Source organism: Burkholderia sp. Se-20378, assembly GCF_017104665.1.
GTDB lineage: Bacteria > Pseudomonadota > Gammaproteobacteria > Burkholderiales > Burkholderiaceae > Burkholderia > Burkholderia lata.
In genome coordinates this window covers 1-15,287 of record NZ_JAAGPG010000180.1, presented here as the reverse complement: position 1 = coordinate 15,287, position 15,287 = coordinate 1, and the positions used below count along the sequence as shown (strand labels likewise).

Annotated in this window: 11 protein-coding genes and 1 pseudogene; 2 read left to right on the top strand and 10 right to left on the bottom strand. The window is 67.9% G+C overall.

The genetic code is table 11. The features are described from left to right. Positions 1–64: 64 nt before the first annotated feature. The 6 genes and pseudogenes from G3N93_RS19585 to G3N93_RS19560 form a co-directional block, all read right to left on the bottom strand. Complete coding sequence (locus G3N93_RS19585) at positions 65–220, bottom strand: hypothetical protein (protein WP_206133749.1); 156 nt, start codon at positions 218–220, stop codon at positions 65–67. Between the two features lie 12 nt (positions 221–232). Beyond that, positions 233–2,350: a hypothetical protein gene (locus G3N93_RS19580; RefSeq protein ID WP_206133748.1), complete on the bottom strand. Its 2,118-nt coding sequence runs from the start codon at positions 2,348–2,350 to the stop codon at positions 233–235. Between the two features lie 163 nt (positions 2,351–2,513). Beyond that, positions 2,514–3,683, bottom strand: a complete 1,170-nt coding sequence (gene ampC, locus G3N93_RS19575; RefSeq protein WP_174933608.1) for a class C beta-lactamase — start codon at positions 3,681–3,683, stop codon at positions 2,514–2,516. Between the two features lie 141 nt (positions 3,684–3,824). Then, positions 3,825–4,067, bottom strand: a pseudogene (locus G3N93_RS19570) (zinc ribbon domain-containing protein); the annotation flags it as partial. 46 nt (positions 4,068–4,113) lie between these two features. Next, entirely contained in the window at positions 4,114–4,926 is an 813-nt protein-coding gene (locus G3N93_RS19565; RefSeq protein ID WP_206133747.1) for an alpha/beta fold hydrolase, read from the bottom strand. Positions 4,927–4,996: 70 nt separating this feature from the next. Next, on the bottom strand, positions 4,997–5,479 hold the full coding sequence (locus G3N93_RS19560; RefSeq protein WP_174933612.1) for a hypothetical protein: 483 nt from the start codon (positions 5,477–5,479) through the stop codon (positions 4,997–4,999). Between the two features lie 403 nt (positions 5,480–5,882). Here G3N93_RS19560 and G3N93_RS42040 point away from each other — a divergent pair, with 403 nt between their 5' ends. Beyond that, entirely contained in the window at positions 5,883–6,017 is a 135-nt protein-coding gene (locus G3N93_RS42040; protein ID WP_006767081.1) for a hypothetical protein, read from the top strand. A 302-nt stretch (positions 6,018–6,319) separates the two neighbouring features. Beyond that, the gene (locus tag G3N93_RS19555) at positions 6,320–6,904 is read left to right on the top strand and encodes a class I SAM-dependent methyltransferase (RefSeq protein WP_241026606.1); all 585 of its coding nucleotides are present in this window, start codon (positions 6,320–6,322) and stop codon (positions 6,902–6,904) included. A 99-nt stretch (positions 6,905–7,003) separates the two neighbouring features. Here the strand turns inward: G3N93_RS19555 and G3N93_RS19550 are convergent, their stop codons facing one another. The 4 genes from G3N93_RS19550 to G3N93_RS19535 all read right to left on the bottom strand — a co-directional run. Next, positions 7,004–9,892 carry a sugar-binding domain-containing protein gene (locus tag G3N93_RS19550; RefSeq protein WP_206133746.1) on the bottom strand — a complete coding sequence of 963 codons (2,889 nt, stop codon included), beginning with the start codon at positions 9,890–9,892 and terminating at the stop codon, positions 7,004–7,006. A 73-nt stretch (positions 9,893–9,965) separates the two neighbouring features. After that, the gene (locus G3N93_RS19545) at positions 9,966–12,659 is read right to left on the bottom strand and encodes a glycoside hydrolase domain-containing protein (RefSeq protein ID WP_241026605.1); all 2,694 of its coding nucleotides are present in this window, start codon (positions 12,657–12,659) and stop codon (positions 9,966–9,968) included. A 451-nt stretch (positions 12,660–13,110) separates the two neighbouring features. Continuing rightward, positions 13,111–14,298 (bottom strand): YncE family protein, encoded by a 1,188-nt coding sequence (locus tag G3N93_RS19540; protein WP_206133745.1) that lies wholly within the window; start codon positions 14,296–14,298, stop codon positions 13,111–13,113. A 128-nt stretch (positions 14,299–14,426) separates the two neighbouring features. Next, the coding region (locus G3N93_RS19535; RefSeq protein ID WP_206133744.1) for an MlrC C-terminal domain-containing protein at positions 14,427–15,287 on the bottom strand (861 nt) is incomplete at its 5' end.

Here is a 15,287-nt window from a genome sequence, read left to right as displayed (position 1 = left end):
TGTTGTTTTTGTTATTAAGCGCCCGGCGAGCCACTACACGCACACGCTGGCGCACACGCTTTCCCTACACGACGCTCTGCCGAGCTGCCGGCGCGGCGCTCGCCTTCGCAACACTGGCGGCCGTGCCGCCCGAATCGTCGCCACCACAGCCGGCGACCAGCGCGCTCAGCACGCAGGCGGCAAGCGCGACGCGCACGCGGCGCAGGTTCGTCAGGGTCATGTCGGCACTCCGTCAGTGAAGGATCGTCGACAGCGGCTTGCCCGAGCCCGCGACCGACTGCAGTTCGGTTTCGGTCACGACGCGGTTCCACATCGCGACGTCGGAGAAGCTCTCCACGTTCGGCTTGACCGTCGTGCACGCGTTCACCGTGTAGCCGCCGCTGTAGTGGCTCGCCGGGTACCCGCACGCGAGCATGTGGTACTGGCCCGTGCCGTCCTCGTTCACGCCGAACGTCTTCGTGCCGAGGCCCGGCAGCGCGGCCGCCGACACCGTGAGCGGCGTGCTCTGCTTCTGCTCGCCGAGCACCGGGTCGAACGTGTAGGCGGTCATCGTCTTGCCGACCGTGTCGATCACGAACGCCGCATACACCCACTGGTTCGCGGTCACGCTCATCGTCTTCAGGTCGTTGCGGGTGGTGCCGTCGCCCGCGTTGTACTGGATGTTGCAGGTGCCCGACGGCGCGCCCGACGCCTGCGGGAACAGCCCGATCGCGAGGCCCGCGTTCTTGCCGCTCTGCCAGTTCTTGTTCGCGAACACCGGCGTGCCGAAACCGACCACGTCGGTACACGGCGTCTTCAGCCACATGCCGATCGTGAACTGCGCCTGCGTCGCGATATCGGCGTTCTGCACGAGCTTGTAGCCATCGTAGCCGCTCGTGTCGACGGTCTGCGTCGTCACCTGCAGCGCCTGCCCGCCGAACGGATCGGCGGTCAGCGAGCCGCCGTTCGCGGCGGCCGAGAACGGGCCCATCGTGCTCGCGTTCAGCGCATCGACGGCCGGCAGCGCACCGAACGGATAGTACGACGCAAGACCGTTCTTCAGCGTCGTCGCGAGCGGCGGCGGCGGGGGCGGCGGCGGCACGTACGCGATCTGCGCGATATTGCCGAGCGGCGCACCGCCCGCCGTCACCACGTAGTCGAAGCTGTAGGTGCCGGCCGCGGTCAGGCCGAGATTGCTGTCGGTGTAGGTCGTCGTGCCGGCCGGCAGCGTCGCGATCTGCTGGCCCGCGCGGTACACCGTGATCGCGCCGCTCGCGGGCGCCGCCCACGTCAGCACGACGCTGTGGCCGTCGGTACTCGCCGCGCCGGCGAGCTGCGACACCGGTTGCGTGCCGATCAGTTCGCCGCCGTCCATTTCATATGCGGAAGGCGCGGGCAGCGCGCCGAGTTGCGCGAGCACGGTCGGCGCGACATCGGCGATGCTGGCGCGTGTGTGCAGGTCGGCCAGCGACGCCGGCTGTGCGGCGCTGCCCAGTCGCCCGTTGTCGGCCTGGTTCATCGCGATGAAGGTCGTCGATTCGGACAGCAGCGGCAGGCCGTCGCTGCCGCCCGCCGCGTTCAGGCCGTGGCCGCCGGTCACGACCACCAGCCAGTTCTCCTTGTTGCGCTTCGCGGTTTCGGCGACGAGCGCGCCGACGGCCGCGTCGAGCTGCTGCAGCGTATTCGCGTACGCCGACGCGCCGAGGCCGTAGTTCAGCGCGGCATCCTGCGCCGAGTGGTATTGCGCGACGACGAGCGAGTAGCCCTGCTGGATCATCGTGGCGCCTTGCTGCGTGACGCAGCTGTCGACCGCCGCGCAGTTCGCGAGCGTGTCGAGGCTGCCCGCATTGCGCCCGGTGGTCAGCAACGACGCGAGCGCCGGCGACCCGACGGCCGCGCCGAGCAGGCCCGCGTTCGCGGTCTTCAGCGTGTCGAAGGTGGTCGGCGCCTGCAGCGCCTGGTTCGGTGCGTCGGACAGCACCTGATGACGGTTGCCCCACGCGCCGGTGAGCAGCGTGGCCCAGCTCGGCGTGTCGAGGTTCGGCTGCTGCGACAGCAGGCCGTTGACGCCGCCGCTGTAGGCGGGCGCGACGTGCAGCTTCGCGAGGTTCGGCAGCGTGCCGCCCGCGATGCCGGCCTGCAGTGCCGCATAGGTGACGCCGTCGAGCTCGATCACGAGCGCGCGGTTCGCGACCTGCTGGCCCGGCGGGTTGCCGCCGTTGCCCTTGCCGTTGTCGGTGCCGCCGGACCCGCCGGCCGCGTTCGCCGACGCGCCTGCCGCGCCCGTGCCATCCATGTTGCCGCCGCATGCGCCGAGCGCGCTGACCAAGGTCAGCCCGCACAGCAGCCGCGCGAGAGTGGTCTTCCTCATGTTTCCCCCTGACTGAACTATCCGGACACGCCCGGAGATCTGCCCGGATTCTGCTCAGGGGATGCGATGCACGTATTTCGTTTTGCAGAAGCGCGCCGATACAGGTATCAGTTTTTTTGGGGAGAGCCGGCCGGGTGAAACGGCCGACTTTTCGGTGGAAACGTTACCGCCGGCCGTCGAGCGCGCCGAGAATCCCGTACGCGGCCTTCACGCGATCCTCGTTCGGATAGCTGCGGTTCGCGAGCATCACGATCGCGATCCGCTTCGCGGGGACGAACGCGACATAGGTGCTGAAGCCGTTGGTCGAGCCCGTCTTGTTGATCCACGTATCCGCGCTCGGCGCGAGCGGCGGCTTGATCGCGGTGGCCGCTACCCCGTCGCGCAGCATCTTCATCGAGTTGCCTTCGATCAGCGTCGGCAGCGCGACCGGATACGGATACTGTTCCCAGATCAGGTCCTGCGTCAGCGGCCCCGCGCGGAAATAGCCGGTGTGCGTGCGCTCGAGCGCGCGCTGCAGGCGCGGCGCGGTTTCGATCAGCCCCATGTTCGCCTGCACGAAGCGCAGCAGGTCGGCCGCCGTGGTCCGCACGCCGTAGGCCGGCTGCCACAGCATGCCGCCCGTCATCCGGATCGGCTTGCCGTCCTGCGTATAGCCCTGCGCATAGTCGGCCTGGCGTGCTTCCGGCACGTTGATGTACGTGTGCGTCATCCCGAGCGCGGGAAAGAGCCGCTGCTCCATCAGCACCGCGAAATCCTTGTGCATCGCCTTCGCGGTGAGCCACCCGAGCATCCCGATCGCGACGTTCGAGTATGTGCGATACGTGCCCGGCGCATACGCGGGCCGCCACGCGTCGAGATAGCGGATCAGGCCCGCGTCGTCGCGGATGCTGTCCGGCACCTGCAGCGGCATGCCGCCCGGCGTGTGCGTGCCGAGATTGAGCAGCGTCACGACGCCGAACGGCTTGCCCTGCACCGCGGGCAGGTACTTGCCCGCCGGGTCGGCCAGCGACAGTTCGCCGCCCTCCTGCGCGTCGGCCGCGAGTGTCGCGGTCAGCGTCTTGCTGACGGAGCCGATTTCGAACAGCGTATCGCCGGTGACGGGCTTGCCGGTTTGCGTCGACATCACGCCGTAGTCGAACACGTAGGGCTTGCCGTCGGCGACGATGCCGATCGCCATGCCGGGAATCGCGTACTGCTTCATCAGCGGCGCGATGTAGCGGGTCACGGTGTCGTGGAGGTCGTCCTGGGTGGCGGCGGCCGCGCGGCCGGCCGTGGCGGTGGCGCACGCGGCGACGAACAGGGTCGCGGCGAAGCGTGTCGCGTTGAATCGCATGGTTGCGGTTCCTTTGATTTCTGATGGTTGCGTGGACAACGGATCCGGCCGCGCCATGCGGAAATCGCAGTGGCCGGCCTGCCGAAGCAGGACTATCCCCTGCCTGCCCGCCGCCAACAATCGACGATATGTTGCGCGAGCCTAAAGAAAAACTTTTGGCGCCGTTCCTGCCGGGCGGCAGGGGGTTCCCACGCCTGGCGATGCACGTCCGCATCGGAGAATGTTCAACGCCGCGTTGGTATCTCGATCATGCGAGACACCGCATTCACTTCAGGCCCACTCTCTTGTCCGCAGCCCAGCGATACTTTTCGGCCGCGTCGCGCTGTCTTTCGACCCGCACACCGAACAGGACCGGGTAGGACCGCTTTCGTCGAACTGATGAAATCGGCAATGCGGTGGATAACGCGGCCGCCAGCGGGCCGCGCGACCTTCACCCCGGCAGCCGCTCGAGAAACGCCAGCATCGCCGCGTTGAACCGCGCAGGCCGCTGCAGCGGCGCGAAATGGCTCACGCCGGGCAGGGTCGTCAGCGTTGCGCCCGGAATCGTGCGCGCCAGGTATGCCGCGTGCTCGGGCCGGATGAATTCGTCGTGCTCGCCCAGCACGATCGTGACCGGCACGGCGATCGCCGCGAGATCCTGCGCGCGGTAATCCGGTTGCGTGCGCATCATTTCGCTGACCGCCGCGACGAAGGCGTCGAACTGGTCCGGCGTCGCGGACAGTTCCGCGTAGTCCTTGCGGTGCCGCGCAAAGCAGCGGTCGAGCAGCGGGCCCGGCACGATCTCCTTCGTACCGCTCGGGTCCATGTTGCACGCGAAGAAGAACACGCCGGCCGCCCGTTCCGGCGCGCGATCGGCCAGCACGAGCGCGATGCACGCGCCGTCGCTCCAGCCGACGAAGCGCGCACGGTCGACGTGCAGCGCGTCGAGGACCGCGAGCACGTCCGACGCCATGCGTTCGTAGGAATAGGGTTGGTCGTCGCGCGTGCTGCGGCCGTGGCCGCGGCTGTCGATCACGATCGCGCGATAGCCGGCCGCGAGCAGCGCCGGCACCTGGTTGCCCCAGTTGCCGCCGTGGCCGAGGCCGCCGTGCAGCAGCACGACCGCCGGGCCTTGGCCGAACGACGCGTGCCAGATGCGCGCGCCGTCGTGTTCCAGCCATCCTTGTTCGTCGGCCGCCGGCAGCGGCGTACCGCCTTGCGACTCGAAGCGGGCGAGGTCGTCGTCGTTGAGTTCCGCATTCATCGTTCAGCCGTCCTTTCGAGAGAGACGTGCTTGCGATTGTAATGCGTGCGGCCGACGCGGCCGCGGCCGGTCAGGCCTGCGTCGACACCAGCCCGCCCGCCTGCGAGCCGCCCGATTTCTCGATCGCCGCCGCGAGTTGCGAGATCGCGGTTGAAAGCGCCCCCGAGATCGCGCTGGCGTTCGCACTCAGCGACTGCTGTTCGATCGCCGCGGCCGGGTCGTCCTTCGCGCGCTGCGCCGCGCTCGCCATCTGGCGCTCGATCGTGGCCAGCTGTTTCTGCAACTGGTCGATCAGCGCTTTCAGCTGGGCGACCGCCGGGCTGTCCGACGACGCGCCCGATGCGCCAAGCGTCTGGCCAGAGGCGCCGGTCGCATCCTTCGTGCCCGTGGTGCCCGTCGTACTCGTTGCACCCGAGGTACCCGTCGCGCCATCGGTGGATGACGTTGCGGCGGGCGTGGCCGACGTCGCCGCCGTGGCGCCGGACGAAGCGTTCGCGTTCAGGCTGCCGTCCGCCAGCGGGGAGCGTGTGGTCGTGGAGAAATCGATCTGCATCGTGTCGGTCCGTATGTCGGTAAGCGAATCGTGACTGGGGGGAAACTGCCTTCCAACTCGTTTACGGCATTCGTCACACAAAACTTTAGTATCGGGGCCGGACTGATTTGACGGAAGATCACCGCATTTTGGCCACGAAAGGGCCAGATTGGCGGCACGGTGGCGCTGGTAAAATCGCGGCTTCGCCAGCGGGATGCGCGCGCCGGTCGCCTCCGGGCACGCGTGCGCAACGCCGCCGGCCTCGACTCCCGCCCTTCCGGGCGTGGCACCCGACACGTGCCGGCGCCGCGGTCGTCGCTGCGCGGGTCGCCCTTTTCGTCCGCCGGTGGGCGCCGCTCGCCGTTTCGGGCGGTGAACGCCGTGCGGCGCGCACGCCCTTCATCACGCATTCGGGGAACACACGATGGCCCGCATCGGCGCCTTCTGCATCACGACGTGGCTTGCCGCCGCGATTCTCTACTTCGGCCAGCACTCCGTCGCGATGATCGTATTGAGCGGTGTCGTCGTATTCGGCGGGTTCGACCTGCTGCGTCCGTAGACACGCCTGGCCACGCCGCCGCGTGCGGTCGCGACGGCCGATGCGACCGTGATAGCGTCTCCGGCACCATCCGTCACACGCACGCCTCGCTGGCGAACAGGAGAACGGGATTTGAGTCACGACCTGAATCGCCACCCGGCGGCCATTGCCTGCAAAGTGTGTGCGGCCCACGCACCCCTCTGCGGCCTGGTCGATTTCTCGCGCGGCGGCGCCGACTGCATGGCCGGAAAAAAGTCGACCCGTATACGGGGGTTCCGGTCTACTACCACGCTTGCGAGCAATGCGGCTTCACGTGGGCCCCGATGTTCGACAGCTGGACCCACGACGATTTCGCGCAGCATGTCTATAACGACGACTATGCGCGCCACGACCCCGAGTATCTCGAGATCCGTCCGCAACAGCAGGCCGACCTGATCTGCAACAGCTTTCCGGAAATGCGGGAAGACGGGGTGCTCGATTTCGGCTCGGGGCTGGGCCTGCTGGAACGGAAACTGTTATCGCGCGGCTTCACGGACGTGACGTCGTACGATCCGTTCTCGCACCCGGTTCCACCCGAAGGCCAGTTCGATACGATCGTGTCGTTCGAGGTATTCGAGCATCATCCGGCACCGTTCGACCTCTTCGACCAGATCATGCGTTACCGGAAGCCCGGCGGCGCGCTGCTGTTCCAGACGTTGCTGATCACCCAGGAGATCCTCGATGACGGCATCGATCAGTGGTGGTACTGCATGCCGCGCAACGGGCACCTCTCGTTTCATACGCCCCGATCGCTGACGCTGCTTGCCGAACGCCACGGGCTCGAATATGGCGCATTCAATCCGTCGCTGCACGTCGTCTTCGATCGCGCGGCGACACCGCGCTGGCTCGCCTCATTCCTCAAGCAGTAGCAGCCTGCCGGCCATCCGGCAGGCAACGAACGCCGCGCGCATGCACGCGGCGTTTCACCGGCTCGCCGCCGCTTGCGCGGCATCACGCACACGTCACCATCAGCAGGCCGCGAACGTCGGCACCGCCGGCGCGACCGCCAGCGCGCGCTCGTTGAACACGACCGGCACGCCGCCGAGCCCCAGCCGGCAGTTCGGGCGATCGAGCCGCCAGCCGTCGACGCGCAGCGCGACGCGCGACACCGGCGCGCCGCCCGCATGCGGCAGGTCGATCGTGATCCGCCGCTTCCCGCCTGGCACCAGGTTCAGGTAGTTGTCGCTGTAGAACGCAGGCAGCACCCGCGCGCCGGTCGACGGATCGAACACCTGCAGGTGCGTCATCAGCGCGACGGCGGCGCCGATGTTCGCGACGTCGACCGTGATGCGCGTCGTCACGTCGTCGGCCTCGGCCGACGATGCGCTGACCGACACGGCCGCGCCCGGCATCGTGTCGAGCGACGTGTATGCGTTGTCGCCCCCGTCGCGCTGCCGCCAGTAGACGTTCTCGGCCAGCGTATTGCCGCCTGAATCGGTCAGCGCGAGCGCGACGATGCACACGTCCGACTTCGCGGCAGCCAGCGCCGACGCGAGATTCGCCACCACGCGATACGACGCCTTCGCGACGCCGCCGACATCCGCGGTCGTCCGGCTGTTCAGCGTGCCGTCGAGGTTGTAGATGCGCATCTCGACGCGGCCGGTGACGGCTGCCGCCGTGTGATTCGCGATCGTCACGTCGGCTGTGCCGGCATCGAGAATCGCATTGACGCGGCGGCATCCGTGCTGCACCGCGAAGAACGACGCATGCTCCTCGAGGTCGTGGCTGTACATCTGCCACACGAAGCTCGGCTGCGCGGGGTTCGTCATCCACATGATCACGCCGGTGGCCGGCGACGTGATCCTCCCGGCCACCGGGCCGATCATCACGGCCGCGTTCGCCTCGTAGATCGCGCGGATGCATTCGTAGTTCATCATCTGCGCCTTGCGCACGAAATCCGCGAGATTCCGGATCGTGCCGTAGCGCAGCGCCGTCATCGCGATGTACCCGGCGCCGCCCTGCTTGCCGACCGCCGGGTAGTACGCGCCGTTGCCGTTCATGTCGCGATCGGCCCAGAAGTCATCGGGGCATTCGTACGAGCCGGGCGGCAGCATCGATTCGACGCATTCGAGCGTCGGGATCGAATGCGAGCCGACTTCGTTGTGAAACGCAACCGACGTCGTGCCGTATCCGCGGCTGAACGCGGCCTGCGGCGACGCCCAGTTGTACGGGCCGCCGGACGAATAGCCGTTCACCGCGCCGGCGCCCGTATCGCCGGCCGAACTCGTGAGGCACAGGCGTTGCGGGTCCAGCTCGGCGACGAGCGCGTCGAGCCCCTTGACCAGTGCCGGCGGCGGCGAACCTTCGTTGCCGCCGCACCAGAGCAGGATCGACGGACGATGGCGGTTGCGTGCGATCACGTCGCGGATATCGTCGAGATCGCGCGGCACGTTGGCCGGGCCCGACCCGTCTCCCTCGGTCGAGAAAAAGAAGTCCTGCCAGACGAGGATCCCGTAGCGATCGCATGCATCGAAGAAATCGTCGCTCGTGCTCTGCCCGTTCCAGTTGCGGATCAGGTTGAGGTTCGCGTCGCGATGGAGCCGCACCTGGTTGAACAGCCGTGCGCGCGGAATGCGCTTCAACGCCTCGTCGAGCCCCCAGTTGCCGCCCATCACGAGGATCGGCAGGCCGTTGACCGTGATGCTCAACTGCTGGCCCATGCCGATGTCGCGCGCGTATTCGATGCGACGCAGGCCGATGTTCAGCGTGCGCTCGTCCGAGCGCCTGCGCGCCACGTCGACCCCGACCGTCACCGCGTAGAGATTCGGTTCGCCGTACCCGTTCGGCCACCACAGGCGCGGCTGCCGGATCGACAGCGCCGCGATATCCGACGACGTGAGCGACACCTTCATCGTCGTGCTCGATGCGGGAATCGTGATGTCGTGGCGGAACGGCGCACCGTTGCCGATGGTGCCAACGAGGGTCGCGACGAGATCCGCGCCCGAGCCGTTGTCCAGTTCGAGATCGAGCCGCAGCTCGGCGCGCGACAGGTCGGTGGACAACGTGTGCGCGACATTGATCGCCGCGATGCGCACCGCGCCGGTCGTGAACCAGGTCACCGGCTGCCAGATGCCGAGCTCGCGATCGGGGATCGTCGGCAGCCAGTCCCAGCCCGCCGAACAAAAGAACGTCGGCCCGTTCTTCAGCGTGACGCCGGTCGGGCCGCCGTTGCGCCCGCCGCGCGTGACGCCGCTCTTGTAGCTCGGCAGCAGCGGTCCTTCGGAGAAATCCAGCTTGACCACGCGCACCGCGAGACTGGCCGCACCGCCCGCCTGCGGCACGAGCCGCGAGATGTCGAACGCACCCTGCTTGAATGCGCCTTCCAGCCTGCCGACGAGTGCGCCGTTCAGCCAGACCTCGGCGCAGTAATTGACGCCGCCGAAGCGCAGCCACAGCCGCTGCCCCGGCTGCCGCGCCGGCGCCGCGAAGGTCGTCCGGTACCAGTAGTCGGTGTCCTTCAGCGTATCGGGAATGGTGTCGGTGACGATGCGGCCGTAGAACGGATCGGGATACTTGCCGTTGACGATCATGCTGTTCAGCACGGTGCCGGGCACCGTCGCCGGCATCATGCCCGTCACGCCGGCCGCGCCCGACAGTTGCGCACCGCCGGCGCCCGGCAGGCTGCGCGCCGAGGCGAACGTCCAGTTCGTCGCGAGTTCCTGCGCGGCCAGCAGGCTGTGCTCCGGGTCGTTCGGCACGCCCGGCACGGTGGGCGTGACCGTCGCCGGGCCATCGGCGCCCGGCGTGCCGGCGGCGCCCGACGCCGGATCGATATCACCATTGCAGCCCGCGAGCCAGCCCGAGCCGGCGAGTGCTGCGCTGTAAGACAGGAATTTCCGGCGCGATTGCGATTGCATGTTGTCGTTCTCCCGGATGGTGTCGTCTCAACGGGCGCGCAGGGCGGCCCCTGCGCATCGTGCCCGCTTGTGTTTATCGCGCGCCGGCCTGACGCATGCGCGTCGCCGCTGACGCTCCGCCGGCCGTCATCTGCGTGTAGTCCGCGTTCGGACCGGACGGCGGCGTCAGGTTGTCGGCGGCCGCCCACTGCGTCGGCGTCGCGGACAGCGCGTAGTTCATCGTGCCGCCGTTGGCGATCTTGCCCAGCGGCAGCCATGAACCCGCGTAGTCCGCGCCGTTGACCTTCAGCGACTGGACATACGCAAACGACGGGCGCCCCGAGCTATCCATCGCAACCTGCTTGTCGCTTTCGAGCCGCAACGTCTTGCCGTTGCCGAACCACACCGTGATCCCGCTGAACTGCGGCGTGGACAGTGCCAGCCCCGCCTCCGAAGGAATGACCGGGAACATGCCGAGCGCCGCCCACACGTACCAGCTCGACGTCGCGCCCATGTCGTCGTTGCCCGGCAGCCCGTCACGCGCGGTCGTGAACGACTTCGACATGATGATCGGGAGCACGTACTGTGCGCCGCTCGGTTGCCCGGCCCAGTTGTATCCCCACGGCGACTGGAACGACGGTTCGTTGCCGATGTACAGGTTGTTCGACGATTCGCCGCCGTTCAGGTCGCCGGTGGATGGCACGGTCGAGAACGGCGTGGTGATCGCAAACAGGTTGTTCAGCCGCGTGACGGCCGCCTGCTTGCCGCCGATCGCGTCGATCAGCGCGCTCCAGTCCTGCGCGAAGGTCCAGAAGTAGTTCGGTTCCGTCGATTCGTGGAACGAGCCCTGCACGAGCGTGCCCAGCGTGCCGGGCGCCGAGCCGGCCGGCGGCGCGTTGCGCGCGGCGATCACCTTGTTCGGGTAGTCGAAGATGTTGCGCCACCACCCGGCCCGCGTGTACAGCGAGCCGATGTTGTCGGCCGTCACGCCCACCGACGGTGCGTTCAGCACGCTGGCGGGCAGCGCCTGCAGGAACGCGGCCGCGGAACGGTCGCTCAGTACGCGCTCGATGGTGGCCGACGACGAGTGGCCATCGTCGCTCTGCGACAGGTAGTGGGCCGTCAGGAAATTCGCGAGCCCCGCTGCGCTCGTGCGGTCGTTGCACGCGCTGGACGGATCGAACACGGACTGCTTCGTCAGGCGGGCAGCCGACACCAGGTCGAAATCGGTCGCACCGAACTTGTACGCGCCCGCAATCACGTTCAGCGCGTTGTCGCCGGCCATCGGCGTCGAGTCGTCGCTGCCGTCGACCCAGTGCGGGAATGCGCCGCATTGCAACGCGTCGACGACGAGCGACTGCATCATGTCGCTCGATTCCTTCGGCGCGAGCAATGCCAGCAACTGTGCCTGCGACCGGTATGTATCCCACAGCGAGAAACCCGTGTAGTGGTTGCCCGCGCCGCCCTGCGATCCGTCGGCGCGCCGGAATGCGTAATCGCCGACCTTTGCGGTCGCGCGCGGCGGAATGGTGCCGGTCTGGTCGACCGACTTCGGATAGCTGCCGTCCGCGTTCCTCGGCTGGCGCATGCTGCGGAATTCGCCGTTCGTGTCGCTGTAGAGCGTCGGCGTGCCGAACACGCGATAGAGCGCCGTGTAGAACTTCGTCAGGTTCGACTTCTGCGTCGCGTTCAGCGCGGCGGGTGTCGCGGCCTGGTCGATCTGGATCGTGTTGAGCCGGTCGTTCCACAGGCCGGACGCGTTCTGGCGTGCGTCGTCGAACGCGAGCTTCTCGCCCTCGGCTTTCAGGTTGGCTTGCGCATTCTGGACGCTGACGGACGAGACGCCGACTTTCACGGTGACGGTCCGGTCCGCGTCGGTCAGGTCGAACTGCAACGTCGCCGCGCCATTGCTGGCGGTATTCACCGCCGATGTGCCCGCCTGCTTGCGCAGCGGCTTGTCGAAGGTCGCGTAGAAATACACGGGCGCATTCCACACCGTGCCGTACGGCGTGCAGAACGCGGGCGCCACGGCCTGCCCGCTCATCGACTTGCCGTCGCTCGCAAGCGCCAGCGCGACGTTGTTCGCGGTGACCTTCGTGCTGCCCGAATCGCTGTTGCCGTTCAGCTTTGCATCGATCGAGAAGAAGCCCTTGTCCTTGTTCGTGTACGTGAAGCGCGCGATGCCCGAGCGCGCAGTCGCGCTCAGCTCCGTCACGATGCCGTTCGCGAGACGCACCTTGTAGTACCCGGGCTCGGCCGTTTCATCCGCATAGCTGTACCCGATGCCGGTCGGCCGGCCGCCCGATGCGACGGCCGTCGCCGCATCGGTCGGCAGCATCGCGACCGTGCCCTGCCCCGGGCACCCGACGCCGCTCAGGTGCGTCACGCTGAAGAAGTCGATCGTGCCGCCCGACCCGCCCGACGACAGGTAACCGCCCGAGCCGTTGAAGTTGTAGCGCGGCGTGTTCGGCCCGAAATTCACCATCCCGAACGGCACCATCGCGCCCGGGCTCACGTTGCCCGCGTAGCCGGAATCGTCGTTGACCTGCGTGCCGATCAACGGATTGACGAACTGCGTCAACGCCATGTTGGTGCGCTTCGGCGGAGTCGGTTGATCCGGCTGGGACGGCTGCGACGGTTGGGACGGGCCCGAGGTCGGCGGCACGGTGGACGGCGTGTCGCCCGCGCCGTTGCTGGCCGTCTGGACACCGTTCACATCGTCGCCGCCACACGCGGCCAGCGCCGCGCAAGTCAGTGCGGCGACGAGCAAGAGTCGTGGATTTTTCATTTTTTCGTTTAGTACCGTTAATTAAAACGATTGATCCGGCGCCGACGATATTCCGGCACGCCGCCTGGCTTGCGGCCCTGCGCGGCACGTCGATGCCGCGCGGCGTGACGTCGACTGGTCCCCCCAAGCGACGCCGCGCCGACTGGTCACATGCGAATACCCGGCGACGATCGTTGCCGCCGCAACCGTCGCCTCCACCGCCCTGTCTCCGGGAACGTCACATGCTTCCCAGGGGCTTACAGTGCCGCAACGACTGTTTATTCACTACACGAAGTTTCCCGAATTTTCAGTTTGTTTAACTAAACAATCCGGAGTTAAGTGGCTTTGGGTACAAATTTCCGCCATTTGTTGCGTTGCAACGGCGGCGCACAGGGGGTGTGCATTGACGGGCGCCCGGAAAATCCAGGCGCCGCATGAGCTGACGGAACTGAACGAGCAAATGCCGTGCGCGTCAGCGCGGCAACGTCCTCAACGAAGACGGCCCGCCCGTCAGCGCGATGCGCTTGCCCGTATCGTGCAGCTTGCCGCCTTCGACCGAATAGAGCGCCAGTTGCCGTTCGACGTTGAACTGCACGATCACGTGCCGGCTATCGGCCGTGAACACGATGCCTTGCGCGGCTTCGCCGCCGGGCAACTCGCTCACCTTCACGGCCTGTCCGTTGCGGATCTCGAACAGCAGCACCTTGCCGATCTTGTGGCGGCCCGGGTTGTCGGGCGTCAGGTTCGAGCCTTCCATCGCCTGCACGGCGATCCACTTCCCGTTCGGCGAGATCGCGACGCCTTCCGGCAGCGACGGCACCGTCAGGTACTGGACCGTGCGGAACGGCACGCGCGACACGTCGATCAGCGCGACCGAATCGGCGTCGCCCGCCAGCGTGCCCGTATAACCCGGCAGCCCCGCGAGCCCGACGTTGCTGACGACCGCCCAGCGGTTGTCGCTCGACACGTCGATCGTGTAAGGCGCGACGCCGGTGCTCAGGCGCGACCCGCTGTCGGTCACCTTGCCGTCGTCGACGTTCAGCACCGCGATGCCCTGCTCGTCGCGCAGCGACACGAGCGCATGCTTGCCGTCATGGGTGAAGCTGATCCCGGCCAGCCGCTTCTTGCCGATCTTCAGGTTGCCGTCGAGCGTCACGTTCGTGCCGTCGATGCGCAGGATCGACACGCTGCCGTCGACGTTCGCGACCAGCGCGAGCTTGCCCGAGCGGTCGATCGCGATCCCTTGCGGATGCGTGCCGAGCTCGATGCGCGTGATCGACGGCGGCGCCGCGTCGAGGTTCACGACCTGCAGGAACGTATCGAACACGAGCTGCTTCGCGGCCGTGTCGTAGCGCGTCGGCGCGCCGACGAGCGCGATTTTGGCGTCGGGCGTGATCGCGACGGCCTGCGGCGGCCCCTGGATGCCGTTCTCGACGTCGACCTGCAGCGCGACCTTCGGCGGGAACGTGCTGGCGTCGAGCAGCGTCAGCGTGTCGGCCGGCGGCGAGGCCAGATAGGTGTCGCGGCCCTCGACGCGCTGGTACTTGCCGTCGTTGCCGGACACGATCCAGTCGGCGGCGTGGGCGGCAACGGCCGTCGTGGCGAGGGTCAGCGCGGCGAGCAGGTGCGCGCTGCGCGGGCGAAAAGAATTCGAATGCATGTCGGTCGATTCTCCGGATCGGTTGCGGACACAATGGATGGCATCGACCCTGCGGCTCGACGGGTCGGTGCCATCGCATGATGCCCGAAAGCCGGCGAATCCGGCGTCTCGCGCCCGGTCCGGTTCCGTCAATCCGCCCGGCGTGCCCCGGACGACGACCATTCGCCGACCTCGTCGAGCGGATACACGGGCCGCGCCAGCCGCTCGTAGCGGAACAGCCCGTAGTCCGAACCCGTCACGCCGCGGCTGTCGCACTCGACCAGCGCAGCCGCGATCGGCACGAACACCGGCCGGCAATACATCCGCGACTTCAGCAGCAGGAAGCGCGCGCGGCGCGGATCGACGCCGACGCTCTCGAACACGCCGAGATCCCACGGCTCCTGCGTCCGCTCGCTGATGACCAGCGTGGCCGCGCCGATATCGAACACGGCGGTGCGGCCCATGTACGCGCGCTGGCCCGTGTAGGTCGGCCCCGTGATCACGTATTCGCCGTCGGTGAGCGCGCGCACGATGCCGGTCGCTCGAAACGGCGCGCGCCGCACGCCGCCGTGCGACGGCAGGCGGTTGCCGACAGATACCGTGACGGTCGCGCCGACACCCGCGTCGATCAGCGCCGCGACGGCTTGCGGGTCGCACAGCGGCCCGCTGACGATCCCGTCCAGCCCGTGCGCGAGCGCGGCTTCGAGCAGGTCCATCGTGTCGCACGGGCCGCCCGACATGCAGTTGTCGCCGTGATCGAGCATCAGCACGGGGCGATCCGCGCCACGCGCGAGCGTTGCAGCTCGCTCAACTGAATCGGTGAGCGTTGCGCTGCGGTAGACGAAGTCGTCGCGCGCGTCCCAGATCTGTCGCGCGATGCGCTCGGCCACCACATCGGCCGCGGTCCGGTCGCCATCGGCCACCACGACGATGCTGATGCACGGCGCGGGAATGTCCGCGAGCGAGAAGCCGGGCAGCACCGAGACCGCGAGCATCCCGTCGGCCTCGGC

Coding starts and splice junctions, on each gene's coding strand:
- G3N93_RS19585 (WP_206133749.1), bottom strand. CDS start 220: ATGACCCTGACGAACCTGCGCCGCGTGCGCGTCGCGCTTGCCGCCTGC.
- G3N93_RS19580 (WP_206133748.1), bottom strand. CDS start 2,350: ATGAGGAAGACCACTCTCGCGCGGCTGCTGTGCGGGCTGACCTTGGTC.
- ampC (WP_174933608.1), bottom strand. CDS start 3,683: ATGCGATTCAACGCGACACGCTTCGCCGCGACCCTGTTCGTCGCCGCG.
- G3N93_RS19565 (WP_206133747.1), bottom strand. CDS start 4,926: ATGAATGCGGAACTCAACGACGACGACCTCGCCCGCTTCGAGTCGCAA.
- G3N93_RS19560 (WP_174933612.1), bottom strand. CDS start 5,479: ATGCAGATCGATTTCTCCACGACCACACGCTCCCCGCTGGCGGACGGC.
- G3N93_RS42040 (WP_006767081.1), top strand. CDS start 5,883: ATGGCCCGCATCGGCGCCTTCTGCATCACGACGTGGCTTGCCGCCGCG.
- G3N93_RS19555 (WP_241026606.1), top strand. CDS start 6,320: ATGTTCGACAGCTGGACCCACGACGATTTCGCGCAGCATGTCTATAAC.
- G3N93_RS19550 (WP_206133746.1), bottom strand. CDS start 9,892: ATGCAATCGCAATCGCGCCGGAAATTCCTGTCTTACAGCGCAGCACTC.
- G3N93_RS19545 (WP_241026605.1), bottom strand. CDS start 12,659: ATGAAAAATCCACGACTCTTGCTCGTCGCCGCACTGACTTGCGCGGCG.
- G3N93_RS19540 (WP_206133745.1), bottom strand. CDS start 14,298: ATGCATTCGAATTCTTTTCGCCCGCGCAGCGCGCACCTGCTCGCCGCG.